The sequence below is a fragment of the Sphingomonas quercus genome, assembly GCF_018863195.1.
Lineage (GTDB): Bacteria > Pseudomonadota > Alphaproteobacteria > Sphingomonadales > Sphingomonadaceae > Solisphingomonas > Solisphingomonas quercus.
Genome location: NZ_JAHKRT010000006.1, coordinates 197,366 through 220,683 on the forward strand (window position 1 = coordinate 197,366; position 23,318 = coordinate 220,683).

23 protein-coding genes and 1 pseudogene are annotated in these 23,318 nt (G+C 68.9%); 7 read left to right on the plus strand and 17 right to left on the minus strand.

Annotated features, from left to right (window positions below; genetic code table 11):
* Nucleotides 1–39 precede the first annotated feature (39 nt).
* Genes KOF26_RS12565 through panB form a run of 3 tightly spaced genes read right to left on the minus strand, consistent with a single transcriptional unit; the run spans nt 40 to nt 3,008 of the window.
* On the minus strand, nt 40–1,368 hold the full coding sequence (locus tag KOF26_RS12565) for a PQQ-like beta-propeller repeat protein (RefSeq protein WP_216325339.1): 1,329 nt from the start codon (nt 1,366–1,368) through the stop codon (nt 40–42).
* Nucleotides 1,368–2,093, minus strand: a complete 726-nt coding sequence (locus tag KOF26_RS12570) for a tetratricopeptide repeat protein (protein WP_216325340.1) — start codon at nt 2,091–2,093, stop codon at nt 1,368–1,370. Before KOF26_RS12570 ends, KOF26_RS12565 begins: the two co-directional genes overlap by 1 nt.
* Nucleotides 2,094–2,153: 60 nt before the next feature.
* Nucleotides 2,154–3,008, minus strand: coding sequence for a 3-methyl-2-oxobutanoate hydroxymethyltransferase (panB, locus tag KOF26_RS12575; RefSeq protein WP_216325344.1), 855 nt, complete (start codon nt 3,006–3,008; stop codon nt 2,154–2,156).
* A gap of 113 nt (nt 3,009–3,121) precedes the next feature.
* On the opposite strand from panB, the gene KOF26_RS12580 reads away from it, so the two are divergent.
* Entirely contained in the window at nt 3,122–3,619 is a 498-nt protein-coding gene (locus KOF26_RS12580; protein ID WP_216325347.1) for a glycine zipper 2TM domain-containing protein, read from the plus strand.
* A gap of 82 nt (nt 3,620–3,701) precedes the next feature.
* On the opposite strand, the gene KOF26_RS12585 is transcribed toward KOF26_RS12580, so the two are convergent.
* Together KOF26_RS12585 and KOF26_RS12590 are read right to left on the minus strand one after the other, a co-directional pair.
* Nucleotides 3,702–5,348, minus strand: coding sequence for a M28 family metallopeptidase (locus tag KOF26_RS12585; protein WP_216325350.1), 1,647 nt, complete (start codon nt 5,346–5,348; stop codon nt 3,702–3,704).
* A gap of 67 nt (nt 5,349–5,415) precedes the next feature.
* Nucleotides 5,416–6,081, minus strand: a complete 666-nt coding sequence (locus KOF26_RS12590; RefSeq protein ID WP_216325353.1) for a 5'-methylthioadenosine/S-adenosylhomocysteine nucleosidase family protein — start codon at nt 6,079–6,081, stop codon at nt 5,416–5,418.
* Nucleotides 6,082–6,228: 147 nt separating this feature from the next.
* Between KOF26_RS12590 and KOF26_RS12595 the strand changes: the two genes are divergently transcribed.
* Complete coding sequence (locus KOF26_RS12595; RefSeq protein WP_216325357.1) at nt 6,229–6,774, plus strand: hypothetical protein; 546 nt, start codon at nt 6,229–6,231, stop codon at nt 6,772–6,774.
* A 139-nt stretch (nt 6,775–6,913) separates the two neighbouring features.
* Here the strand turns inward: KOF26_RS12595 and KOF26_RS12600 are convergent, their stop codons facing one another.
* Both KOF26_RS12600 and guaA read right to left on the minus strand, forming a co-directional pair.
* Nucleotides 6,914–7,315, minus strand: coding sequence for a GFA family protein (locus KOF26_RS12600; protein ID WP_216325360.1), 402 nt, complete (start codon nt 7,313–7,315; stop codon nt 6,914–6,916).
* Nucleotide 7,316: 1 nt separating this feature from the next.
* Nucleotides 7,317–8,885, minus strand: coding sequence for a glutamine-hydrolyzing GMP synthase (gene guaA / locus KOF26_RS12605; RefSeq protein ID WP_216325363.1), 1,569 nt, complete (start codon nt 8,883–8,885; stop codon nt 7,317–7,319).
* 202 nt (nt 8,886–9,087) lie between these two features.
* Between guaA and KOF26_RS12610 the strand changes: the two are divergent.
* Nucleotides 9,088–10,062: pseudogene (locus tag KOF26_RS12610) on the plus strand (methyl-accepting chemotaxis protein); the annotation flags it as partial.
* Here KOF26_RS12610 and KOF26_RS12615 read toward each other — a convergent pair.
* The 7 genes from KOF26_RS12615 to KOF26_RS12645 form a co-directional block, all read right to left on the minus strand.
* Nucleotides 10,059–12,146, minus strand: coding sequence for a prolyl oligopeptidase family serine peptidase (locus KOF26_RS12615; RefSeq protein ID WP_216325638.1), 2,088 nt, complete (start codon nt 12,144–12,146; stop codon nt 10,059–10,061). The pseudogene KOF26_RS12610 and the gene KOF26_RS12615 sit on opposite strands and share 4 nt — an antisense overlap.
* 71 nt (nt 12,147–12,217) lie before the next feature.
* Nucleotides 12,218–12,454: a hypothetical protein gene (locus tag KOF26_RS12620; RefSeq protein WP_216325369.1), complete on the minus strand. Its 237-nt coding sequence runs from the start codon at nt 12,452–12,454 to the stop codon at nt 12,218–12,220.
* 150 nt (nt 12,455–12,604) lie between these two features.
* Nucleotides 12,605–13,027: a 50S ribosomal protein L17 gene (gene rplQ / locus KOF26_RS12625; protein WP_216325371.1), complete on the minus strand. Its 423-nt coding sequence runs from the start codon at nt 13,025–13,027 to the stop codon at nt 12,605–12,607.
* A 116-nt stretch (nt 13,028–13,143) separates the two neighbouring features.
* Nucleotides 13,144–14,211 carry a DNA-directed RNA polymerase subunit alpha gene (locus KOF26_RS12630; protein ID WP_216325374.1) on the minus strand — a complete coding sequence of 356 codons (1,068 nt, stop codon included), beginning with the start codon at nt 14,209–14,211 and terminating at the stop codon, nt 13,144–13,146.
* 100 nt (nt 14,212–14,311) lie between these two features.
* Nucleotides 14,312–14,701 carry a 30S ribosomal protein S11 gene (rpsK, locus tag KOF26_RS12635; protein ID WP_216325377.1) on the minus strand — a complete coding sequence of 130 codons (390 nt, stop codon included), beginning with the start codon at nt 14,699–14,701 and terminating at the stop codon, nt 14,312–14,314.
* A gap of 129 nt (nt 14,702–14,830) precedes the next feature.
* Nucleotides 14,831–15,199, minus strand: a complete 369-nt coding sequence (rpsM, locus tag KOF26_RS12640) for a 30S ribosomal protein S13 (RefSeq protein ID WP_216325381.1) — start codon at nt 15,197–15,199, stop codon at nt 14,831–14,833.
* A gap of 247 nt (nt 15,200–15,446) precedes the next feature.
* Nucleotides 15,447–16,370 carry a LysR family transcriptional regulator gene (locus KOF26_RS12645; protein WP_216325384.1) on the minus strand — a complete coding sequence of 308 codons (924 nt, stop codon included), beginning with the start codon at nt 16,368–16,370 and terminating at the stop codon, nt 15,447–15,449.
* Nucleotides 16,371–16,483: 113 nt separating this feature from the next.
* On the opposite strand from KOF26_RS12645, the gene wrbA reads away from it, so the two are divergent.
* Nucleotides 16,484–17,083, plus strand: a complete 600-nt coding sequence (gene wrbA / locus KOF26_RS12650; RefSeq protein ID WP_216325387.1) for an NAD(P)H:quinone oxidoreductase — start codon at nt 16,484–16,486, stop codon at nt 17,081–17,083.
* Between the two features lie 25 nt (nt 17,084–17,108).
* On the opposite strand, the gene KOF26_RS12655 is transcribed toward wrbA, so the two are convergent.
* Both KOF26_RS12655 and KOF26_RS12660 read right to left on the minus strand, forming a co-directional pair.
* On the minus strand, nt 17,109–18,476 hold the full coding sequence (locus KOF26_RS12655) for a sensor histidine kinase (protein ID WP_253201423.1): 1,368 nt from the start codon (nt 18,474–18,476) through the stop codon (nt 17,109–17,111).
* Nucleotides 18,477–18,552: 76 nt separating this feature from the next.
* Nucleotides 18,553–19,218 (minus strand): response regulator transcription factor, encoded by a 666-nt coding sequence (locus KOF26_RS12660; RefSeq protein ID WP_216325390.1) that lies wholly within the window; start codon nt 19,216–19,218, stop codon nt 18,553–18,555.
* A gap of 150 nt (nt 19,219–19,368) precedes the next feature.
* On the opposite strand from KOF26_RS12660, the gene KOF26_RS12665 reads away from it, so the two are divergent.
* Genes KOF26_RS12665 through fghA form a run of 3 tightly spaced genes read left to right on the plus strand, consistent with a single transcriptional unit; the run spans nt 19,369 to nt 22,230 of the window.
* Nucleotides 19,369–20,478 (plus strand): S-(hydroxymethyl)glutathione dehydrogenase/class III alcohol dehydrogenase, encoded by a 1,110-nt coding sequence (locus KOF26_RS12665; RefSeq protein WP_216325393.1) that lies wholly within the window; start codon nt 19,369–19,371, stop codon nt 20,476–20,478.
* 13 nt (nt 20,479–20,491) lie between these two features.
* A complete protein-coding gene (purU, locus tag KOF26_RS12670; protein WP_216325396.1) occupies nt 20,492–21,361 on the plus strand; it encodes a formyltetrahydrofolate deformylase in 870 nt (289 codons plus the stop codon).
* Nucleotides 21,362–21,393: 32 nt separating this feature from the next.
* Nucleotides 21,394–22,230 carry an S-formylglutathione hydrolase gene (gene fghA / locus KOF26_RS12675; RefSeq protein ID WP_216325399.1) on the plus strand — a complete coding sequence of 279 codons (837 nt, stop codon included), beginning with the start codon at nt 21,394–21,396 and terminating at the stop codon, nt 22,228–22,230.
* Nucleotides 22,231–22,279: 49 nt separating this feature from the next.
* Here fghA and KOF26_RS12680 read toward each other — a convergent pair whose 3' ends face one another.
* Nucleotides 22,280–23,275 (minus strand): cysteine synthase A, encoded by a 996-nt coding sequence (locus tag KOF26_RS12680; protein WP_216325402.1) that lies wholly within the window; start codon nt 23,273–23,275, stop codon nt 22,280–22,282.
* Nucleotides 23,276–23,318 lie beyond the last annotated feature (43 nt).

Genomic DNA, 23,318 nt, shown 5'->3' on the forward strand with positions numbered 1-23,318 from the left:
ACCAGCCGCGGGCGCGGATAGACAGGGCGGGTTTTCCGGTTAGCGCCAGGCGGTGATCTTGCCCTTCTGATCCGTCACGTAGAGCACATTGTTGGCGACGATGGGGCGGAGATAGACGGCCTCGCCCAGCTTGTGGGTGGTCGTCACCTTGCCGTCGGCGGGCGAAACCTCGACCATCGCCCCGCGCGTCGAGGCGAGGATCAGCCGGCCACCGGCCAGCACGGGCGCCGTCCAGCCGATCGGATTGGTCTTCTTCTTCTCGTTGCGCCAATGCTCGAGCTGGGTCGCCCAGCGGATCTTGCCGGAGGTGCGCTGCACGCAGAGCAGCCGCGCATCATCGGTGACGACGAACACCCAGTCGCCCGCCACCCACGGCGTGGCGATGCCGGCAATGTTGAGTTCCCACAGGCGCTGGCCGGTGGTCAGCTCCATGGCGACCATGCGGCCGCCCTGGCCGACCGCGTAGACGCGGCCCTGGTCGATCACCGGGTCGGCATCAATGTCCGAAAGGCTCGCCACCGCCGTCGAGATGGAGGTGCGGCTGAGCGCGTCCTGCCACACGACGCGGCCATTTTCGTAGCGATAGGCGGTCAGCTCGCCGGAGGAGAAGCCGGCGACGATCGTGCCCTGTCCTGCCGCAGGCGCGGCGACGCCGAACACGCCGGCCGTCTCCAGCGTCGCGGCAACCTGCCAGTCGACCGCGCCGTCCTCCTGCTTCAGCGCGAACAGCTGGTTGTCCTGGGTCATCGCATAGATCTGGCCGTTGGCGATGGTCGGCGCGCCGCGCAGCGGGCCGGCGGGCGTCTTCTTCCAGATCACGGCGCCGGTCTTGGCGTCGAGCGCGGCGATGTCGCCGCTGCCCGTGGTGGCGTAGACGCGGCCATTCTCGTAGCTGACGCCGCCGCCGAACGCGGCGCGGGCGCCTTCCTTGCCCGGCCGGCGCAGCGAGGTGCTCCACAGCACCCGGCCGTTGCCGGCATCGATGGCGCGGACCATCGCATCGACATCGGTGACGTAGAGCTTGCCGTCGGCGACCACCGGCCCGGCCGCGAGACGCGCCTTGGAGCTGTTGCCGGCAATGCGCGTGCTCCAGGTCGGGCTGATGCTGGCGCCGAGCGCGAGCTGGCCGAGCGACTTGGAGGCGCTGCCGCCCGATTGCGCCCAGTCGGCGTTCACCTGCGGCGCCGGCAAGGTCACCGCCTGATCGGCAAGGCCCGGATCAGTGTCCGCGCCGCTTTCGTAGGTGAGCACCGGGATGCGCTCTCCCAGCACCGGCGTCTTGGGCTTGTTCGTGCCGCGGAACATGCCGCAACCGCTGAGCAGCGCCGTCGCCGCCAGGACCGCGATGGCCCGCTTACCAATCCTCATTATTTGCCTTGCGCCTCATTCTTGGCCGCGGCCGGGGCAGACGCCGCCGGCGCATTCACGCTCATGATCCCCGCCATCTGAACGGCACGCGAACGAACCGTCTGGGGCACGCGCTCATCCTTGGCGAGCTGATCGTAGAGCTTCGCCGCGCCGGCGCGATCGCCGGCTTTCAGCATTGCCACCGCGACCAGCTCGCCGGCGCTGCCGAACCAGGGATTGCCGGGCACCGCCAGCCCCTGCATCCGCGCCTTGACCGTGCCGAGCGGCAGCGTGTCGAATTCGGCAGTGGTCTGGCGGATCAGCGCGAGGTCGCGGAACGGCTGGGCGACGCTCTCGTCGGCGGCGATCTCGGACCAGATGCGCGCGGCGGTCTTGGTGTCGTCCTTCTGCATCGCGGCGGCGGCCAGCGTCAGCCGGGCGAGCACGGCGTAGCCGTCCTTCGAAGACTTGGCGAGGTCGTCGAGCGCGGCGCGGCCCCTGGCCTCGGTGGCGGGGCCGCCGGCAACGTCGGCAAGGGCCCGGTCGAGCGCCTCGGCCTGCTGGCCGGCCGCCGCCTGGCGCTGATTCTGCCACCACAGCCAGCCGCCGGTCGCGGCGAGGAACACGCCCACCGCGACGATGACGAGCATGCCATAGCGGCGGAAGAACTGTTCCGTGCGATCACGGCGCAGTTCGTCGTCGACTTCGCGGACGAATGCCTGGTTTGTCTCGGGTGCAACGGCCAAGTGTCGGATCTCCTGTGGCGGAGCCTGATAGCGATCAACCGGCCCGAGCGGAAGCCTCACCTATTTCGGTTGATAGGTCTGCTCGGGCGTGGGGAAGGCGCGGGCGCGCACATCGCGGGCATAATGTTCGGCGGCGGCGCCGATCGCCTGGCCGACCTCGCCGAAGCGCTTCACGAAACGCGGCACGCGCTCGAACATGCCGACCATGTCCTCGGTCACCAGCACCTGCCCGTCGCAGGCCGCCGACGCGCCGATGCCGATCGTCGGGCAGGCGGCGGCGCGGCTCATCTCGACCGCGATCGGCTCGACCACGCCTTCGATGACCAGCGAGAAGGCGCCCGCCTCGGCGATGGCGGCGGCGTCACGCACCAGCTTCTCCGCCTCGGCGGCATCGCGGCCGCGCGCGCCATAGCCGCCGAGCAGGTTCACCGCCTGCGGGGTGAGGCCGACATGGCCCATCACCGGAATGCCGCGCTCAGTGAGGAACCGCACGGTCGGCGCCATCGCCTCGCCGCCCTCCATCTTGACGGCGGCGGCGCCCGTTTCCTTGAGAACGCGCGCAGCCGAGGCGAACGCCTGTTCCGGGCTCGCCTCGTAGCTGCCGAACGGCATGTCGACGATGACGAGCGCGTGATAGCTGCCGCGCACCACCGCGGCGCCATGCGCGCACATCATCTCCAGGCTGACCGGCACCGTCGAAGGCAGGCCGTAAATCACCTGGCCGAGGCTGTCGCCGACCAGCAGCATGTCGCAGTGCGGATCGAGCAGCTGGGCGTGGCGCACGGTATAGGCGGTCAGCACCACCAGCGGCTCGCCGCCCTTGCGCGCGCGCACGCTGGGCACGGTGACCCGCTTCATCGGCGCGGGCGTCGGGGTGGCGCGGCTTGTCGCCGTGTCGATCGTGAAGGTAGACATGGATGGCTCGAATAAGCGCACCGGCGCGGACACGCAAATGCGCCGCTCAGCCGCCGTTCAGCCCGGCGGGACGAAACCGGTCGCCGACACGGTTTACATTGATGGAGTGGTCCATGCGTCGCCCGATTCTTCTTCTCGCTCTTGCCGCCAGCACGCTCGCCGCGCCCGCGCTGGCGCAGAGCCCCGCCGATCAGCAGCGCTGGGACGAGGCGCAGGCCCGGTTTCAGCGCGAGACCGCCATCTACGAGGCGGAGCAGCAGCGTTACGAGGCCTCGCGCGGGCAATATGGCGCCGGCCGCCCCTATGGCGATGGCCGCGACGGCTTCGCCACCAACTATGACGCCGCGCGCTATTATCGCGACGGGCCCGGCTATCAGGAGCGCCGGCTGAGCAGCAATGACGAGGTGTTCCGCGGCTCGGACGGCCGTTATTACTGCAAGCGCAATGACGGCACCACGGGCCTGATCATCGGCGGCGCGGCCGGCGGCATTCTCGGCAATGTCATCGACGGCGGGCGCCACCGCACCGGCGGCACCCTGATCGGCGGCGCGCTCGGCGCGCTGCTTGGCCGCTCGGTGGACCAGCAGAACACGGACGTGCGCTGCCGCTGAGACGAACCCTCCCTTTGCCCTGAGCAGCCGCTGAGCCTGTCGATCGCCCAGTGGCTGCTCAGGACGAACGGGGGTCCTCCGCCTATTTCCGCTCGGCCGCCGTCTTGTCGCGTGCCGCGCGGAATTCGCTGTCCGCCCCCCAGTTCGGCCAGACGCGGCTGCCCGCGAGATCGCGGCCGAGATTATAGACCAGGGCCAGATCCTCCGGCACGCCAGCCATGTCCCAGCTGTCGTCATACTGGTCGGCCGGCTGGTGATAGCGATCGCGGGTATAGGCCTCGGCGAGTTCCGTGCCGCGCGCCGTGCCGCCCTCCACCAGATCCAGTCCCGCGCTGTACGACAGCGCCGGCACGCCGCGCTTGGCGAAGGGGAAGTGATCCGAACGATAGAAGTGCCCCGCCTCGGGCGCGGCGTCTGGCGTGAAGCGGCGGCCCTGCTTCGCCCCTTCCGCCGAGAGCATGTCGAGCAGGTCCAGCCGGGCTACCCCGGAGATGGTGAAATCGCGCGTGCGGCCATGGCCGATCGGGCTGTCCATGTTGATCACGCCCACTGTCTTGGCCAGCGGGTAGAGCGGGTTGTCCGAATAATATTCGGAGCCGAGCAATCCCTTCTCCTCCGCCGTCACGGCGAGGAACAGCACCGAGCGATCCGGCCGGGGGCCGGCGGCGAAGGCGCGCGCCGCCTCCAGCATCATCGCCACGCCCGAGGCATTGTCCATCGCGCCATTGTTGATGCGATCGCCCTTCGCGTCCGGCGCGCTGATACCGATATGGTCCCAATGGGCGGAATAGATCACCGTCTCATCCGGGTGGCCCTGGCCGGGCAGGATGCCGGCGACGTTCTTCGACGTGATCACCTCCGGCTTCACGCGGAAATCGGCGCTGAACGTCGCCTTGAGCGGCATCGGGCGGAAATCGGCCTTCTGCGCGGCCTTCCTGGCGGCCTCGAAATCGAGCCCCGAGGCGGCGAAAATCTGTTGCGCCACGTCGCGCTGGATCCACGCCTCGACCGGGGTATGCGCGGCGGCGTCCTTCCGGACGATGTCGAACTGGGCAATCGTGTTCGAATTCCGGATGATCGCCCAGCCATAGGAGGCCGGCGCCGTCTCATGGACGATCATCACGCCGGCCGCGCCGAGGCGCGCGGCCTCCTCATATTTGTAGGTCCAGCGGCCATAATAGGTCATCAGCTTGCCGCCGAAATCGCCCTCGCCGCCCTCGAAATCGGGGTCGTTGACGAGCACGACGAGGATCTTTCCGCGCACGTCGACGCCCTTGAAATCATCCCATTTCCGTTCCGGCGCGCGCACGCCATAGCCGACGAAGATCAGCGGCGCGTCCTTCAACGTCACCTGGCTCTGGCCGGTGAGCGCGGCCCGCACCGCGATCTCCTCGCCCTGGCGCAGCGTGCCGGCCGTACCGGCATGGGCGAGCGTGAAACGGGGCGTGCCGGTGATCTCGGCCTTGAGCAGCGGCACGTCCTGCGTCCAGCCGCGCACCCCACGGGCGTCGGGGCTGCCGCCCGGCTGGAGTCCGGCGCCCTGCATCTGCCGGATGATATAATCGACCGTCCTCGCCTCGGCCGGCGTCGCCGGACCGCGGCCCTCGAAGGCGTCGCTCGACAGCGTCTTGATGTCGCGGATGACGCGCCCGGTGTCGAATGCGGGTGCCTGGGCGTGGCCAAGGGCGGGAAGCAACAGCGCCGCGCCGGCAAGCAGAAGGGATTTCATCTGTCATGTCTCCCGATCGAATATCGGCTGATGCCGTCCATGGCCGAAGATTACCAGTCGACTCGCGTTACAGGCCGGCGATCAGCCGCGCCGCCGCATCGGCCGCCGCTCGCGCCGCGCGTTCCAGATTGCGCGCGAAACTGGCGGCGCTGTCGGTGTCCGCCCCGTCGGTGGTGGCCTTGATCGCCGCCCAGGGCAGGCCGAGCAGTTCGGCGGCATGGGCGACGGCGGCCGTCTCCATGTCGATCAGGGCGGCGTCCAGCCGGTCGCTGACCCGCGCCCCGTGCACGCCGCATTCCACGAACAGATCGCTGGTGGCGATGCGCGCCGCCGGCAGGCCGAGCCCCTCGGGCGCCTGGCCGACGAAGCAGCGAAGCGTCGCGTCGCCGATCGGCATCGTCCCGGCGGTGTAGTGGGCGAGGCCGTCGGGGCGCTGCGCGCCATAATCGGCCTGCACCGCCTCGGTGAGCAGGAACAGGTCGCCGTCCGCCGCGCCGATCTTGCCGGCGGTGCCGATGACCAGCAGCAGCTCCACATCATGCCGCGCGGCGAGTGCCGTGGCGGCGGTGGCGGCGGCGACCTTGCCGATGCCGGCGCAGGCGAGAAACAATTGCTTGTCCTGCCAGTCGACCCGCGCCACCGGCGGCCGCCCGCCCAGCGCCACGCGCGGGCAGTCGGGCAGCAGCGCATCCAGCTCGTGGGCCACGCCCGTCACCACGCCGATCCGCTTCACATCTTTCATTCCTGCCGCACTCCGATTGTTCACCGTGGAGACATAGTGAGTTGCAATTCACCTGCCTTATCGCCGCGCCGCCAATGCCCATAATGGCCGGCAATGAGGTCTCGCGAAAGCGCGACCGGAGACAAAGGGCGCGCCGTCATGGCCTATCTCGATCGCAATCTCGCCGCCTATCGCGGCTCGCTCGAACTGCCGGTGGACCTGACCGGGCTCGGCCTCGCCGCGCCGGACGGGGGCCTCACCCCGCTCGAGCGCAGTGTCGTCCGGCTGTCGCTCCGTGACGCGCGTTCCAGCCTCTCGGCGGGACCGCGCTGGCTGGCGGCCGCACGACGCGTGTTCGGCGTGACTGCGGCCAACGCGCTCGCCGATCCGCGGCTGGAGGCGCTGCGCCGGTTCGCCGTGCTGCTCCGCCTGCGGGGCGAGTCCGCGCAGGCTGACTATGATGCGTTCCTCGCCGCGGGCTTCGAGCCGCTGCACGCCAATCAGGTTGCCGCAATGGTCGGCGGCGCCGGCCGCCGCGGCCGCAGGGACGGCATCGGCGCCGCCGGCTGGCTCGCCTCCCTGGGCGCGGCCGGCGGCCTGTTTGCGGCCTCCGTCAGCTATGTCGGAGACCCGCTGGTCGGCGTTGTCGCCTCGGCCCTTGGATTCGTGACGGTGGCGCCGATGATGGGGCGCAGCGGGCGGTAAACAGCGCAGGGCCGGCACCTCAACCCCCGCCGGTCGCGGGCGTGACGTGGATTCGCCCGGCCCGGCGACTGCCCGGACCTGCACGTGCGAACCGCCTCGGCGCCATCCGGGACGACTGCCGAATTGCGGCGGGGCAGCCCTAACTTTCGTGGACCAGCGGCAGCTCACCGGCAGCGAGCGCCCATTCATGCCGGCGCTCCTCGTAGACGGAGACGCGCGGCGGCGGGAAATGCGGATCGGCGAAGGCGCCGACCGCGACGCTGACAAAATCGGGCATCGTGTCCGGAAGCCAGTAAACCGTCGCCCCGCAGTGCGGGCAGAAGTGAAAGGTGGCGGTGCCGCCGCTGTCGCCGGTGCGCTCCCATGTCGAAGAGCGGCCGGCGACGGCCACCGCGGTACGCGGGAAGCGAGCCTGCGCGCCGAACACGCTGCCGGTGCGCCTCTGGCATTCGAGACAGTGGCAGATCGAGATACGCACCGGATCACCCGTGCAGGTCAGGCGGAGCCTGCCGCAGCTGCACGACGCGATCCGGCTCGTCATTTCACTCCCACTCGATCGTGCCGGGCGGCTTGGAGGTGATGTCGTAGGTGACGCGGTTGATGCCCTGCACCTCGTTGACGATGCGGGTGGCGACGCGATTGAGGAAGGCCGGGTCGAAAGGATAGGCCTCCGCCGTCATGCCGTCAGTCGAGGTGACGGCGCGGATCGCGCACACCGAATCATAGGTGCGGCCGTCGCCCATCACGCCGACCGTGCGCACCGGCAGCAGCACGGCGAACGCCTGCCAGATGGCGTCGTAAAGGCCGGCCCGGCGGATTTCCTCGAGGTAGATGGCGTCGGCCTTGCGCAATATGTCGCAGCGCTCGCGCGTCACCTCGCCGGGGATGCGGATGGCAAGGCCCGGGCCCGGGAAGGGATGGCGGGCGACGAAGATTTCCGGCAGGCCGAGCTCGCGGCCGAGCGCGCGCACCTCGTCCTTGAACAGCTCGCGCAACGGCTCGACGAGCTTCATGTTCATGCGCTCGGGCAGGCCGCCGACATTGTGGTGGCTCTTGATCGTCACGGACGGGCCGCCGGTGAAGGACACGCTCTCGATCACGTCGGGATAGAGCGTGCCCTGCGCCAGGAAATCAGCGCCGCCGATCTTGCGCGCCTCGTCCTCGAACACGTCGATGAAGGTCTTGCCGATGAACTTGCGCTTCGCCTCCGGATCGGTGACGCCGGCAAGCCCGCCGAGGAACAGCGTCTCGGCATTCACATGGACGAGCGGGATGCCGTAATGCTCGCGGAACAGGCCGACCACCTGATCCGCCTCGCCGGAGCGCATCAGGCCATGATCGACGAACACGCATGTCAGCTGGTCGCCGATCGCCTCGTGGATCAGCACCGCCGCCACCGCCGAGTCGACGCCGCCCGACAGGCCGCAGATCACCCGCCCCTTGCCCACCTGCGCCCTGATCTCGGCGATCTTGGTGGCGCGAAATTCGGCCATCGACCAATCCCCGGCCAGCCCGCAGACATGGCGCGCGAAATTGGCGATCAGCTTCGCGCCGTCCGGCGTGTGCACCACCTCGGGGTGGAATTGCACGCCGTAGAAGCGGCGCTGCTCGTCGGCGGTGATCGCATAGGGCGCGCCTTCGGAGACGGCGACGATGTCGAATCCGTCCGGCAGGCGGGCGACCTTGTCGCCATGGCTCATCCATACCTGATGGCGCTCGCCCTCCTGCCACAGACCGTCGAACAGATGGGAGCCGCGCCGCACCTCGACGAAGGCCCGGCCGAATTCGCCCTCACCCTGCCCGCCGACCACCTCGCCGCCCAGCTGCTGGCACATCACCTGCTGTCCGTAGCAAATGCCGAGGATCGGCACGCCTGCCTCGAACAGCGCCTGCGGCGCGCGCGGGCTGTTCGCGTCGGTGACGGAGGCGGGGCCGCCGGACAGGATGATGCCGGCCGGCTTCATCCGCTGGAACGCGGCCTCGGCGGCAGTGAACGGGGCGATCTCGCTATAGACTCCGGCTTCGCGCACGCGGCGCGCGATGAGCTGCGTCACCTGGCTGCCGAAATCGACGATGAGGATGCTGTCCTGGGCGGGGGCTTGGATCGTCATGGCCGGCGGTTAGGCAGATGCGCAGCGCCTGTCCAGCCGCCGCGCGTCCATAACGCCCCCGCAACATCGCTAAACAGGCCGTTTACCATTCGCCGCTATTCATGCGCCGAACGGGTGGGAGACACGGATGCCGCGCCGAATCCTCTCCCTTTTCGCGATGCTTCGCGAAGAGGTGCAGCTTTATGCGGGACGCAGCGCGGCGATCGCCGGGCGCACCAATCTGCTCGCGCTCAACGCGACGATCGAGGCGGCGCGCTCAGGCGAGGCCGGGCGCGGCTTCGCCATCGTCGCGCAGGAGGTGAAGGCCTTGGCGGCCCAGGCCCGCGCCAACGCCAATGACTTTCGCGCCGATGTGCTGGAGCGGCTGCACGAAGGCGCGCGGATCGCCGGGGAGCTGATCGCCGACATCGAGGGCGCCGGATTGGTCGAACGCGCCCAGGCGCTGATCCAGAATATCGGGCGCACCCTCTACGCCCGCTCGATCGACCTGCGCATGATCGCGACCGATCCGGCGATCGTGGCGGCGATCGGCACCGACGATCCCGCGCTGCTCGCCGCCGGAACGGCGCGACTCGGGCGGCTGGTAGGCCTGGCGCCGCATTTCCTGAACGCGCTGGTCGCCGACCCGCGGGGGAATATCGTCATGTCCGGGGTGCCGGGCGCGCGGGTGTGCGCCGTCAACATGGCTGAGGCGCTCCAGTTCAACCGCGCGATCCACGCCGGCGGGCCGGACGACTGGTTCACCGACGAGGTGTGGGCCAATCCCTGGTCGGACGACCGGCCGGTGCTGATCTTCGCCGCGCCGGTGTGGCGGGGCGGCACCGCGGCGGGCGTCGCCTATCTCGAATTCGACTGGAAGGGCGTGATCGACGGGCTGGTCAATGATCGCCACCTGTTCCGCGATCTCGGCGAGGGCGGCACCACCATCTCGATCCTCGACGAGCGCGGGCGTGTGGTGTCGACCTCCGGCGGGCGACGTTTCGGCGAGATCATGCCGCTCGAAAAGCTGGGCAGCGCGCCGATCCGCGTCGCCGACGGCGCGATCACCGCGCAGGCGCTGATCCAGCCGATCGCCGGCTTTGACGGCCTCGGCCTGCGTTGCGTGGTAGAACAGGCGCTGCCGGACGAGGCGGCGATCCACGCCACCTTTGCCCGGCAGCGCCGCAAGACCGCCTAGTTGGTCGGCACTGCGAGGCCGGACCAATGGGCGGCGAAAGCCCACAGGTCAGCGGTCTCGGCGATCGCCTTGTCGGTGGGCTTGCCTGAGCCATGGCCGGCGCGCGTCTCGATGCGGATGAGGTGCGGCTTGTCGCCGAGATCGGCGGCCTGAAGCGCCGCAGTGTATTTGAAGCTGTGGCCGGGAACGACGCGGTCATCCGTGTCGGCCGTCGTCACGAGGATCGGCGGATAGGCCACGCCCGGACGGATGTTGTGATAGGGTGAATAGGCGCGCAGCACCTTCCAGTCGGCCTCGCGGTCGGGGTAGCCATAATCGTCGACCCAGTAACGGCCGGCGGTGAAGCGATCGAAGCGCAGCATGTCCATCACGCCGACCGCCGGCAGCGCCGCCGCCCACAGGTCTGGCCGCTGATTGACCACCGCGCCGACCAGCAAGCCGCCATTGGAGCCGCCCTGCGCGACCAGCGCCGAAGCGATACCTTCGCGCTTCAGATATTCGCCGGCGGCGATGAAGTCGTCGAACACGTTCTGCTTGCGCGCGAGACGACCGGCGTCGTGCCAGGCATTGCCATATTCGCCGCCGCCACGCAGCGACGCCTGCGCATAGACGCCGCCCATCTCGAGCCAGGCGAGGATGCGCGGCGAGAAGGCCGGCGTCAGCGAGACGTTGAAGCCGCCATAGCCGTAGAGCAGCGTCGGCGCGCCTTTCGACAGGTCCAGCCCCTTGCGGTGGACGATGAACAGCGGCACCTGCGTGCCGTCCTTCGAGGGATAGAAGCGCTCCTCGACGACGTAATCGTCCGGCGAGAAGGCCACTTCCGGAGTGGTGAAGGTGGCCGTCGCCCCGCTCGTCATGTCGAGGCGCATGACGCGCGGGGGCATGTTGAAGCTGGAGAAGGCGAAGAACGCCTCGGGGTCGGTCTCGCGGCCGGTGACGGCACCGATGGTGCCGATGCCGGGCAGCTTGACGGTGCCGGCGGGCTTGCCGTCCAGCGCGAACAGCCGCGCCTCGCTGTGCGCGTCGACAAGATAGAGGCTGATCAGGCGGCCGCCGATCAGGCCGGCGCGCTCGAGCGTGGCCTTGTCCTGCCCGATGATCTCGACGGGCTTCGGTGCGGTCTGGTCGACATCGACCTCGACGATACGGCCGCGCGGCGCGGCGAGGTCGGTCTGGAACCAGAAGCGGTTGCCCTGCGAACCGACCAGGCTCCACTGGTTACTGATGCCGGTGAACAGATGGCGCGGCGCCGAGCCTGGCGCGGCGAGATCGATGAGGGTGATGTCGTTGCGCGGATCGGTGCCCTCGCTGGTCGAGATGACGAGCCAGCGGCCATCCTCGGTCACCTCGGGATAATGGCCCCAGGTGGGATGATCGGGGGTCTCGTAGACCAGCGTGTCGGCCGCCTGCGGCGTGCCGAGCCTGTGGAACCACAGCCGCGCGTTGAGGTTCACCGACTGGAACGCCTCGCCCGGGGCGGGCTCCGGGAAGCGGGTGTAATAGAAGCCCGATCCATCCTTCGCCCAGGTGGCGCCGGAGAATTTCGCCCAGCGCACCTCGTCGCCGGTCTCCTTGCCGGTGTCGACGTCAAGGACGCGGATGATGCGCCAGTCGGTGCCGCCGTCCTGCACCGCATAGGCGATACGGCGGCCATCCTCCGACGGCGTCCATTCGGCGAGCGCGGTGGCGCCGTCCCTGGCCCATTCGTTCGGGTCGACGAGCAGGCGGGCGGCGCCGTCCAGCCCTTCGCGGACGTAGAGCACGGACTGGTTCTGCAACCCGCTGTTATGCGCATAGAAATAGCGGCTGCCGCGCTTCACCGGCGTGCCGAACCGCTCATAATTCCACAGGCGGGTGAGCCGCGCGCGGATCGCGTCGCGCCCCGGCAGCGTGGCGAGATAGGCGTCGGTGACCTTGTTCTCGGCATCGACCCAGTCGCGCACCCGCGGATCGGTGCGCACGTCATTCTCGAGCCAGCGATAAGGATCAGCGACGCTCTGGCCGAAGGCCGTGTCGACGGTGTCGCCGCGGGCGGCCTGGGGATAGGCGAAGGGGGTGGCGGCAAGGGCCGGCGCGGCGGTCATCGTCAGGAGGCTCGCAAACAAGGGGAGGAAAGCACGGAACACGGCAGTCCCTTCAAGGATCCGCCCCGGCCCTAATCGCCGCGGCGCCGAAGCAGGATGATGGCATAGACCATCCCCCCGGTGAACAGCACAAGAACGATGGCCGCCCCGATCCAGATATGAGTGACGGTCTCGGCGAGGCCGTAGCGGCCGAAATAGTCGAGGCTGGCGAAATAATAGCGCAGCCGCGATGCGGCGATGCCGCCGATGCCGAGCAGGAACAGGTCGACGATGATGGTGATGGCGATGAGCCGGGCTGACGTGCGCAAGACGATCCCTCCGCTGATGCCCGGCGATGCGAGCAGGAGCGAAGGGCGGCCGCAACGGTCACGAAAGGCAGTTGACCGGCACGGACGGCAAAAGGGCCGCCCCCCGGGGGGACGGCCCTTTCAATTCTGCGGGTGGACGCCCGGCGCGGCTCAGGCCGCCTCGTCCAGCTCGTCATCGCCCTGCACCGGCCCGGAATCCTTGCCCTTGGCGGAGACGTCGCGGTCGACGAACTCAATGATCGCCATCGGCGCGGCATCGGAGGCGCGGATATTGGCCTTGATGATGCGGGTATAGCCGCCGTTGCGATCGGCGTAGCGGGTGGCCAGCACCTCGAACAGCTTCACCAGCTGGGCATCGTCCAGCAGGCGGGCGTGGGCGAGACGGCGATTGGCGAGGCCGCCCTTCTTGGCGAGCGTGATCAGCTTCTCCGTATAGGGGCGAAGCTCCTTGGCCTTGGCGAGCGTGGTGGTGATCTGCTCGTGCTTGATCAGCGCCGCCGCCATGTTGCGGAACAGGGCCGCGCGATGGGACGAGGTACGCTGCAGCTTACGGCCGCCGACGCGATGACGCATGATGATCTTCCTTCATGTTCGTCCGGGAGCCGTATCAGGCACTCCCGGCCAGGCGGCGGAAACGGGGCGCCGCCCAAACCCCTGTCCCCCCCCGAGACGAGCCCGGGGAGGATGGATCAGAATTCCTGTTCCAGCTTCTTGGCCATTTCCTCGATATTCTCGGGCGGCCAGCCGGGGATTTCCATGCCGAGGCGCAGGCCCATCGAGGCCAGCACTTCCTTGATCTCGTTCAGCGACTTGCGGCCGAAATTCGGGGTGCGGAGCATCTCCGCCTCCGTTTTCTGGACGAGATCGCCGATATAGATGATGTTGTCGTTCTTCAGGCAATTGGCCGAGCGGACCGACAGCTCCAGCTCGTCGACCTTCTTGAGAAGGTAGCGGTTGAGCTGGTTGGAATCGCCCTCCGGCTCGGCGCCGCCGGAACCCGGCGTAGCGGCAAGCCCGATCGGGGCGGAGGCCGCCGCGACGAGGCCGTCGTCGAAGTGGACGAACAGCTGCAGCTGGTCCTGGAGGATGCGCGCCGCATAAGCGAGGCCGTCCTCGGGGCTGACCGTGCCGTCGGTCTCGACGGTGATGGTCAGCTTGTCATAGTCCAGCTCCTGGCCGACGCGGGTGTTCTCCACCTTGTAGGCGACCTGGCGGACCGGCGAGTAGAGCGCGTCGACCGGGATCAGGCCGATCGGCGCGTCGGCCGGGCGGTTGGACGCGGCCGGGATGTAGCCTTTGCCGACATCGGCGGTCAGCTCCATGTTGAGCGTCGCCCCCTCGTCGAGGTGGCAGATCACCAGATCGGGGTTCATCACCTCGATATCGCCGGTGGTGGCGATCTGGCCGGCCTTGACCTCGGCCGGGCCGGTGGCGGACAGCTGGAGCCGCTTCGGCCCCTCGCCCTGCATGCGCAGCGCGATCTGCTTCACGTTGAGCACGATGTCGGTGACATCCTCGCGCACGCCGGCGAGCGAGGAGAATTCATGCAGCACGTTCTCGATCCTGATCGAGGTGACGGCAGCACCCTGGAGCGACGACAACAGCACGCGGCGCAGCGCGTTGCCGAGCGTCAGGCCGAAGCCACGCTCCAGCGGCTCGGCTACGAACGTGCCCTTGCGGCGGGCATCGCCGCCCGTCTTGCGCTCGAGCGCGACGGGCTTCTTCATTTCCTGCCAGTTCTTCGCGTTGACGGCCACGTGGGTCCCTCTGCGGTTGGGCGGGAGCGGGGGGCGCTCGCTCCGGCCGGTACTCGAAAATGCGGACGGGGCGGGCGGGCCGCCCCGTCACGAAACCGGATCAGACGCGACGGCGCTTGGACGGTCGCACGCCATTGTGCGGGATCGGGGTCACGTCGCGGATCGACGTGATCGAAAAGCCGACCGCCTGCAGCGCGCGCAGCGCCGACTCACGGCCCGAACCCGGGCCCTTCACCTCGACCTCGAGGGTGCGCACGCCATGCTCGGCGGCCTTCTTGCCGGCGTCCTCGGCGGCGACCTGGGCGGCATAGGGCGTCGACTTGCGGCTGCCCTTGAAGCCCATCATGCCGGCGGACGACCAGGCGATGGCGTTGCCCTGCGCGTCGGTGATGGTGATCATGGTGTTGTTGAAGCTGGCGTTCACATGGGCGACGCCGGCGGTGATGTTCTTGCGCTCGCGACGGCGGAGGCGCTGCGGTTCACGGGCCATTGGTAATTTCCCAACCTAATCTCGTTGCGTGACGCCGGAGAGGTTTCCCCTGGGCGGTGGAGCCTTCCCCTGAAAGGGCGGCTCCAGCCCGGACCTGCCTCCGGCGGAGTAAATCACACCCCGTGTGATTTACTTCTTCTTGCCGGCGATCGGCTTGGCCTTGCCCTTGCGGGTGCGCGCATTGGTGTGCGTGCGCTGGCCGCGGACCGGCAGGCCCTTGCGATGGCGCAGGCCGCGATAGCAGGCGAGGTCCATCAGCCGCTTGATGTTCATCGCCACTTCGCGGCGAAGATCACCCTCGACGGTATAGCCGGCGTCGATCGCCTCGCGGATCTGGAGCACTTCCTGATCCGAAAGGTCCTGCACGCGGCGCTCCGCGGCGATGCCGAGCTTGGCGGTGATTTCCTTGGCCTTGGACGGGCCGATGCCATGGATATAGGTCAGCGCGATCTCGACGCGCTTGTTGGTCGGGATGTTGACACCCGCGATACGTGCCACTGTATAATTCTCCTGCTCCACGGGGCGATTGGCCGTCGCCCCATCTCGACGCGTTGATCCCGTAACGCCGCCACGGCCGGCCGGCGCGATAAGGCACCTCCGGGAAGCCGGCATTGTCGGGAACGGTCGCAATTAAGGAACAGCGCCGGCAGAGTCAAGCGCCCGGCCCGGCGCATGCCGGGCGCAGTCGGTCGCACATCGCGCCGGCGGCGATGATAGCCGAAATGCGCGACGAAGTGGACCGGATTTATGGGCCCGCTCCCGCCGCCCGCCACGGCGGGCGCGCAAGCGCGCGGACGAGATGGTCGATGAGCAGCTCGACCCGCGCCGGCCGGGCGGCACCCGGCGGCATGAGGATATGGGCGGCGATGTCCGGCAGCCGCCATTCCGGCAGCACCTCCTCCAGCCGGCCGGCGGCGAGTTCCCGCCAGACCAGGAAGTCGGGGAAATAGGCGAGGCCCTCGCCGGCGAGCAGCAGCGGCAGCAGCACCTCGCCATTATTGGCCCGCGCCCGGCCGGGAACCCGCACCGCCGCCTCCCCGAGGCGCGGATGGCGGAAGCGCCACAGGTCGGGTTGGGGCAGATTGGTGTAGAGCAGGCCGAGATGGCGCTCCAGCTCGCGCGGATGCCCGGGCCGGCCGTGGCGGTCGAGATAGGCGGGGGCGGCGACGAGCGGCCGCTTCACCGCGCACAGCCGCCGCGCGCGCAGCGACGAGTCGGCGAGTTCGGCGATGCGGATCGCCAGGTCGAAGCCACCGCCGACGAGATCGACTCGCGCGTCCGAGAGATGCAGGTCGACCGTCACCTCCGGATAGCGCGCCGCGAAGGCGGGCAGCAGCGGCCCGACATGGGCGACGCCGAAGCTCATCGGCGCGGCGAGGCGGATCGGCCCGCGCGGGCTCGCCGAGCCGGCTGCCGCCTCGGCGTCGGCGGCTTCGCCCTCGTCCAGCATGCGGCGCGCGCGGGCAAGCGCGGCGCGCCCTGCCTCGCTCGGCGCGATGCGGCGCGAGGTCCGGTGGATCAGGGTCGTGCCGAGCCGGGCCTCCAGCCGCGCCACCGCCTTGGACACGGTCGCCCGCGACAGGCCGAGGGCGTCGGCGGCACCGGCGAAGGAACCCGCCTCGATCACCGCCACGAAGATCGCCCAGCCTTCGAAATCCGGCAGCGCCATCACTCGATCTGCTTAAAAATGGAAATGATAGTTTTCCATCATTTCCATTCCTGCCTCTGCCGGCAAGGCCTATCTGACGACACGCTGTCGTTCCCCAAACGGAGTTTGCCCGCATGAGCCGCGTCCTCGTCCTTTATTATTCCAGCTACGGCCATATCGAGACCATGGCCAACGCCGTCGCCGAGGGCGCACGCGAGGCTGGCGCCGCCGTCGACATCCGCCGCGTGCCCGAGACCGCGCCCGAGGAGGTCGCCCGCGCCGCCCATTTCAAGCTCGATCAGCAGGCGCCGGTGGCGAGGATCGACGAACTTGCCGATTATGACGCGATCATCTTCGGCACCGGCACCCGCTTCGGCCGCATCACCTCCCAGATGGCGGCGTTCCTCGATCAGGCCGGCGGCCTGTGGGCGTCGGGCGCGCTGGTCGGCAAGGTCGGCGCGGCGTTCACCGCCACCGCCACCCAGCATGGCGGGCAGGAGACGACGTTATTCTCGCTGATCACCAACATGCTGCACTTCGGCATGACCGTGGTCGGCCTCGATTATGGCTATGGCGCGCAGATGACGCTGGACGCGGTGCATGGCGGCTCGCCCTATGGCGCCACCACCATCACCGGCGGCGACGGCAGTCGCATGCCGTCCGACAACGAGCTGGACGCCGCCCGCTACCTCGGCCGGCGCGTGGCGACGACGGCGGCCAAGCTGTCCGGCTGAGCCGGGCGGGCGGGCGCGGAACGGCTTATTCCGCGGCCGGCAGGCGCAGGCGGACGAGCAGGCCGCCGAGATCCTCGCTCTCCTCAAGCGCGACGGTGCCGCCATAGATTTCGGCGACGTCGCGCACGATGGCGAGGCCGAGGCCGGTGCCGGGCTTGTCGGTGTCGAGCCGGGCACCGCGCTTGAACAGCGTGCCGCGCTGCTCCTCGGGGATGCCGGCGCCGTCATCCTCGATCAGGAACTGCACGAAGCCGGCCTCTTCGGAGACGGTGACGAACACCCGGCTGCCGCCATATTTGGCGGCGTTCTCGATGAGGTTGCCGAGCATCTCGTCGAGATCCTGTCGCTCGACATGCGCGACGGCGTGACGGACGCCGGCAAGGTCGATCGTCGTGTCGGGATAGAGGCGGGCGACGGCGCGCTCCACCGCCTCCAGCGACGGCCATACCTCGGCGCGGCTCTGCGCGCTGCCGCGCCTGCCGACGGCGCGGGCGCGGGCAAGGTGGTGATCGACCTGGCGCCGCATCGTCGTCGCCTCGCGGATGACGGTGGTGTTGAGGTCGGCCGAATTGGCGGTGGCCTCGTTCATGATCACGGTCAGCGGCGTCTTGAGCGCATGGGCGAGATTGCCGGCGTGGCGGCGCGCCTCCTCGGCCTGGGTCTCGTTATGGGCGAGGAGCGCGTTGAGCTCCTCGACGAGGGGCGTGATCTCCTGCGGAAACGTCTCGTCGAGACGCGCGGCGCGGCCGCTGCGGATGCGTGCGATGGCGATGCGCACCCGCCTGAGCGGCCACAGCCCGTAGGTCAGCTGCAGCACCGACATGAAGATCAGGCCGAGCCCGAGCAGCGCGAAGGAGCGGACCAGCGTGCGGCGAAGCACGGCGATCTGCTCGTCGAGGATGGTGCGGCCCTGCGCGACCTGGAAGCGCCAGACCACGGGCGACCCCGGCAGCATCACGTCGCGCTCCAGCACGCGCAGCGGCTCCTGCGAGAATTCGCGGCTGTCGAAGGTGTGGACCTCCATATCGCTATGGTTCGGACCGACCTCCAGCGCGCGATCCCAGAGCGAGCGCGACCGGAACGGCTCGTAGCCGCGGCCGCTGATCTGGTAATAGAGCCCGGAATAGGGCTCCAGAAACCGCTGGTCGGCGAGCGGGCGGTTGAAGCGCACCTCCCCGTCCGGGCCGATCTCCGAAGAGGCGATCATCGCCGTCAGCACATAATCGAGCGCGCTGTCGAAATTGCGGGTGATGGCGCTGGTCAGCACCCGGTCGAGCGCGACCCCGCCGCCGACCAGCAGCACGAGGATCCAGATCGCCGAGATGCCGAGCATACGCCGGGTGAGCGAGCCCGACCCCCGCCGACGCCGGCGGCGCAGGATGCGACGGGCCATGGCGACCGGCGCCGACCACCAGCGATCGGGCCGGTCGTCGTCCGGCCCGGGTTGCGCCTTACCCATCATGGCCGGCTCAGGCGTCGGGGTCCTCCAGCGAATAGCCGAGGCCGCGGATGGTGGTGATCACGTCCTGGCCGAGCTTCTTGCGGATGCGCGTCACAAACACCTCGATGGTGTTCGAGTCGCGATCGAAATCCTGATCGTAGATATGCTCGATCAGCTCCGTGCGGCTGACCACCTTGCCCTTGTGATGAAGCAGGTAGGAGAGCAGCTTGTACTCCTGCGCGGTAAGCTTCACCGGCTCGCCCGCCAGCGTCACCTTGCCGGAGCGGGTGTCGAGGCGGACATCGCCCGCCGTCAGCTCGGACGAGGCGTTGCCGGCGGCGCGGCGGATCAGCGCGCGCAGTCGCGCGATCAGCTCCTCGGTCTGGAACGGCTTGGCGAGATAATCGTCGGCGCCGGCATCGAGGCCGGCCACCTTGTCCGACCAGCTGTCGCGCGCGGTCAGCACCAGCACCGGCATGGTGCGGCCTTCCTTGCGCCAGCGATCGAGCACCGTCAGCCCGTCCACCTCCGGCAGGCCGAGATCCAGCACCACCGCGTCATAGGCCTCGGTCGAGCCGAGATAATGGCCGTCCTCGCCATCGGTGGCGAGGTCGATCGCATAGCCCGCCCCCTCCAGCGTGGCGCGGAGCTGGCGGCCGAGATTGGGCTCGTCCTCGACGATCAGAACGCGCATCGACACCCTTTCCTTTCAAGCTGGCCCGGCTTCTGCCGCAGGCGACATGAACGGCAAATAACCGCCCGACACAAGCCACGGGTCCACCGCTTCCCCATAAGTGGATGAAACCGTAAGGGGTGCCAAGCGCCCATCGAGGAGGAAGCCCCCATGAAGACCCGCGCCGCCGTCGCGTTCGAGGCCAGGAAGCCGCTGGAAATCGTCGAGCTGGACCTGGAAGGTCCGAAGGCCGGCGAAGTGCTGGTCGAGATCATGGCCACCGGCATCTGCCACACCGACGCCTATACGCTGGACGGGCTGGATTCGGAGGGCCTGTTTCCCTCGATCCTCGGCCATGAAGGGGCCGGCGTGGTGCGCGAGGTGGGCGCGGGCGTGACCAGCGTGAAGCCCGGCGATCACGTCATCCCGCTCTACACGCCGGAATGCCGCCAGTGCAAAAGCTGCCTGTCGGGCAAGACCAACCTGTGCACCGCGATCCGCGCCACGCAGGGCAAGGGCGTGATGCCCGACGGCACCACCCGCTTCAGCTACAAGGGCCAGCCGATCTTCCATTATATGGGCTGCTCGACCTTCTCCAATTTCACGGTGCTGCCGGAGATCGCGGTCGCGAAGATCCGCGAGGACGCGCCGTTCCAGACCAGCTGCTATATCGGCTGCGGCGTCACCACCGGCGTCGGCGCGGTGGTCAAGACCGCCAAGGTCGAGCCGGGGGCCAATTGCATCGTGTTCGGGCTCGGCGGCATCGGCCTCAATGTCATTCAGGGCCTGAAGCTGGTCGGCGCGGATCGGATCATCGGCGTCGACCTCAATGACGCCAAGGCGGAATGGGGCCGCCGCTTCGGCATGACCCATTTCGTCAATCCGGCGAAGGTTGAGGGCGATCTCGTCGCGCATCTCGTCGCGCTGACCGACGGCGGGGCGGACTATAGTTTCGACTGCACCGGCAACACCGACGTGATGCGCACCGCGCTGGAGGCGTGCCATCGCGGCTGGGGCGAGAGCATCATCATCGGCGTGGCCGAGGCCGGCAAGGAGATTGCCACCCGCCCCTTCCAGCTTGTCACCGGCCGCGTGTGGAAAGGCTCGGCGTTCGGCGGCGCCAAGGGCCGGACGGACGTACCGAAAATCGTCGACTGGTACATGGACGGCAAGATCGCCATCGATCCGATGATCACCCACATCCTCACCCTCGACCAGATCAATGACGGCTTCGACCTGATGCACCGCGGCGAGAGCATCCGTTCGGTGGTGGTCTATTGATGGCCGCCGCGGCATGCTGATGGAACAGGCCGGTGCCTTCATCCTCACCCTCACCTGCGCCGACCAGGTGGGCATCGTGGCGCGCGTCGCGGGCGCCCTGGCCGGGCTGGACGGCTTCATTCTCGACAGCCAGCAATATGCCGATCTGGAGACCAACCGCTTCTTCATGCGGGTCGTCTTCCGCGCAGGCGGGCCGCGCTTCCCGGATGCCGACGGCCTGCATGCCGCGCTGGCGCCCGTGGCGGACGCGCTGGAGCTGGACTGGGGCCTGGCCTCCGCCGAGGCGCGGCCGCGCATCCTGATCGCGGTGTCGAGGGGATCGCATTGCCTGAACGACCTGCTCTACCGCTGGCGCTCCGGTACGCTGCCGATCGACATTGCCGGCGTCGTCTCCAACCATCCCGACCTCGCCGAGCTGGTCCGCTGGCATGGCCTGCCCTGGCATCACCTGCCGGTCGGCGCCGACACAAGGCCGGCGCAGGAGGCGGCGATGCTGGCGTTGTTCGAGGAAGCGCGCGCCGACTATCTCGTGCTGGCCCGCTACATGCAGGTGCTGTCGGACGGTTTCGCCGGACAGCTGGCGGGGCGCTGCATCAACATCCACCACAGCTTCCTGCCCGGCTTCAAGGGCGCCAACCCCTATGCCCGCGCCCATGATCGCGGCGTCAAGCTGATCGGCGCCACCGCCCATTTCGTCACCGCCGAGCTGGACGAGGGACCGATCATCGAGCAGGCGGTGGAGCGGGTGGACCATCGCGCCACCGCCGCCGAACTCGCCCGCACCGGTCGCGATATCGAGGCGCAGGTGCTGGCGCGCGCGGTGCGCTGGGTGGCGGAACGACGGGTGTTCCTGAACGGCCAGCGCACCGTCATTTTTCGCTGAGGCAAATTCCTTTCGGGCCAAGGAGAATCCCTATGGAGACCGTCGCCACCTATCGCGCTCATGGCGGCACACAGGGTGTGTACCGCCACGCCTCGACCGAGACGCGGACCGACATGAGCTTTGCCGTCTTCGTGCCGCCGCACGCGGAGGGCGCGAGGCTGCCGGTGGTCTGGTATCTCTCCGGCCTCACCTGCACGCATGCCAATGTCATGGAGAAGGGCGAGTATCGGCGCGCCTGCGCGGAACTCGGCCTGATCCTCGTCGCGCCCGATACCTCGCCGCGGGGCGAGGGCGTGCCCGACGATGCGGAGGGCGCCTATGATTTCGGGCTCGGCGCCGGCTTCTACGTGGACGCCACCGAAGCGCCGTGGGCCGCCAACTACCGGATGTGGAGCTATGTCACCGCGGAGCTGCCTGCGCTGGTCGCCGCGCATTTCCCGGCGGACATGGCCCGCCAGTCGATCATGGGCCATTCGATGGGCGGCCATGGCGCGCTGACCATCGGCCTGAGCTTTCCCGAGCGGTATCGCGCGATCTCCGCCTTCGCGCCGATCGTCGCGCCGGCGCTGGTGCCATGGGGTCGCAAGGCGCTGGGCCGATATCTGGGCGAGGACAAGGCGGCGTGGCGGCGGCACGACGCTCTGGCGCTGATCGAGGACGGGGCGCGCCTGCCCGCGCTATTGGTGGATCAGGGCGAGGCCGACCAGTTCCTGCGTGAACAGCTGCGGCCCGAGCTGCTGGAGACGGTGTGCGCCTCGGCCGGCCAGCCGCTGACGCTGCGCATGCAGCCGGGCTACGACCACAGCTATTATTTCGTGTCGACCTTCATGGCCGATCAGCTCGCCTGGCACGCCGAACGGCTTGGATGAAGAACGGCCGCGGAGCCGCCGCGGCGCCACGGCGCGGGCGAGGACCGGCCTATCGACCCTCCAGCCAGGGCGGCACCTCCAGCCCCTTGGCGCGCAGCCAGGCCGGGTTGGAGAGGGTGGAGAGATAGCGCATCCCGGAATCGCACAGCATCGTCACGATGCGATGGCCCGGCCCCATATCGCGGGCCAGCGCCATCGCGCCGGCGACGTTGATGCCGGATGACAGGCCGACGCACAGTCCCTCGCGCAGCAGGGCGTGGACCTGGGCCAAGCCCTCCTCGTCCGAGATGCGATATTGGGTGTCGATCGGGGCGCTTTCGAGATTGGCGGTGATGCGGCTCTGGCCGATGCCCTCGGCCACCGACGAGCCCTCGGCCTTGAGCTCGCCATGGGCGTAATATTCGTAGAGCGCGGCGCCGTGCGGATCGGTGAGCGCGATGGTGATGTCGTCGCGATATTCCTTGAGGCCGAGCCCCGTGCCGGCCAGCGTGCCGCCGGTGCCCACCGCGCAGGTGAAACCGTCGATCCGGCCTTCCGTCTGCGCCCAGATTTCCGGCGCGGTGGTGCGGATATGGGCGAGGCGGTTGGCGATATTGTCGAACTGGTTGGACCACAGCGCGTTCGGCGTCTCCTCGGCGATGCGGCGCGAGGTGTGAACATAATGGGCCGGATTCGAATAGCTGGTCGGCGCGACCTCGATCAGCTCGGCGCCCAGCGCGCGCAGCGTGTCCTTCTTTTCCTGGCTCTGTGTCTCGGGGATGACGATGACGACCTTGTAGCCCTTGGCCTGGCCGACGAGCGCGAGGCCGATGCCGGTATTGCCGGCGGTGCCCTCGACGATCGTGCCGCCGGGAGAGAGATGCCCCTTCGCCTCGGCATCCTGGACGATGTAGAGCGCCGCGCGGTCCTTCACCGAGCCGCCGGGGTTCATGAACTCGCACTTGGCGAGAATCTCGCAGCCGGTCGCCTCGCTCGGTCCGCTGAGACGAACGAGAGGCGTGTTGCCGATGAGCGCGAGGGCGTGGGGCGCAAGGGGTACGGTCATGTCCATTGCCTAGCCCTCGCCGCCGCTGAGGCCAAGCGGCTTG

What these genes read in the sequence shown, in the direction of transcription:
- KOF26_RS12585 (WP_216325350.1), bottom strand. Translation starts at nt 5,348, where the DNA reads ATGAAATCCCTTCTGCTTGCCGGCGCGGCGCTGTTGCTTCCCGCCCTT.
- KOF26_RS12660 (WP_216325390.1), bottom strand. Translation starts at nt 19,218, where the DNA reads ATGCGCGTTCTGATCGTCGAGGACGAGCCCAATCTCGGCCGCCAGCTC.
- wrbA (WP_216325387.1), top strand. Translation starts at nt 16,484, where the DNA reads ATGAGCCGCGTCCTCGTCCTTTATTATTCCAGCTACGGCCATATCGAG.
- rplQ (WP_216325371.1), bottom strand. Translation starts at nt 13,027, where the DNA reads ATGCGTCATCGCGTCGGCGGCCGTAAGCTGCAGCGTACCTCGTCCCAT.
- KOF26_RS12615 (WP_216325638.1), bottom strand. Translation starts at nt 12,146, where the DNA reads ATGACCGCCGCGCCGGCCCTTGCCGCCACCCCCTTCGCCTATCCCCAG.
- KOF26_RS12665 (WP_216325393.1), top strand. Translation starts at nt 19,369, where the DNA reads ATGAAGACCCGCGCCGCCGTCGCGTTCGAGGCCAGGAAGCCGCTGGAA.
- fghA (WP_216325399.1), top strand. Translation starts at nt 21,394, where the DNA reads ATGGAGACCGTCGCCACCTATCGCGCTCATGGCGGCACACAGGGTGTG.
- rpsK (WP_216325377.1), bottom strand. Translation starts at nt 14,701, where the DNA reads ATGGCCCGTGAACCGCAGCGCCTCCGCCGTCGCGAGCGCAAGAACATC.
- KOF26_RS12595 (WP_216325357.1), top strand. Translation starts at nt 6,229, where the DNA reads ATGGCCTATCTCGATCGCAATCTCGCCGCCTATCGCGGCTCGCTCGAA.
- KOF26_RS12680 (WP_216325402.1), bottom strand. Translation starts at nt 23,275, where the DNA reads ATGACCGTACCCCTTGCGCCCCACGCCCTCGCGCTCATCGGCAACACG.
- KOF26_RS12655 (WP_253201423.1), bottom strand. Translation starts at nt 18,476, where the DNA reads ATGGCCCGTCGCATCCTGCGCCGCCGGCGTCGGCGGGGGTCGGGCTCG.
- guaA (WP_216325363.1), bottom strand. Translation starts at nt 8,885, where the DNA reads ATGACGATCCAAGCCCCCGCCCAGGACAGCATCCTCATCGTCGATTTC.
- panB (WP_216325344.1), bottom strand. Translation starts at nt 3,008, where the DNA reads ATGTCTACCTTCACGATCGACACGGCGACAAGCCGCGCCACCCCGACG.
- KOF26_RS12600 (WP_216325360.1), bottom strand. Translation starts at nt 7,315, where the DNA reads ATGACGAGCCGGATCGCGTCGTGCAGCTGCGGCAGGCTCCGCCTGACC.
- KOF26_RS12645 (WP_216325384.1), bottom strand. Translation starts at nt 16,370, where the DNA reads ATGGCGCTGCCGGATTTCGAAGGCTGGGCGATCTTCGTGGCGGTGATC.
- KOF26_RS12565 (WP_216325339.1), bottom strand. Translation starts at nt 1,368, where the DNA reads ATGAGGATTGGTAAGCGGGCCATCGCGGTCCTGGCGGCGACGGCGCTG.
- KOF26_RS12580 (WP_216325347.1), top strand. Translation starts at nt 3,122, where the DNA reads ATGCGTCGCCCGATTCTTCTTCTCGCTCTTGCCGCCAGCACGCTCGCC.
- purU (WP_216325396.1), top strand. Translation starts at nt 20,492, where the DNA reads ATGCTGATGGAACAGGCCGGTGCCTTCATCCTCACCCTCACCTGCGCC.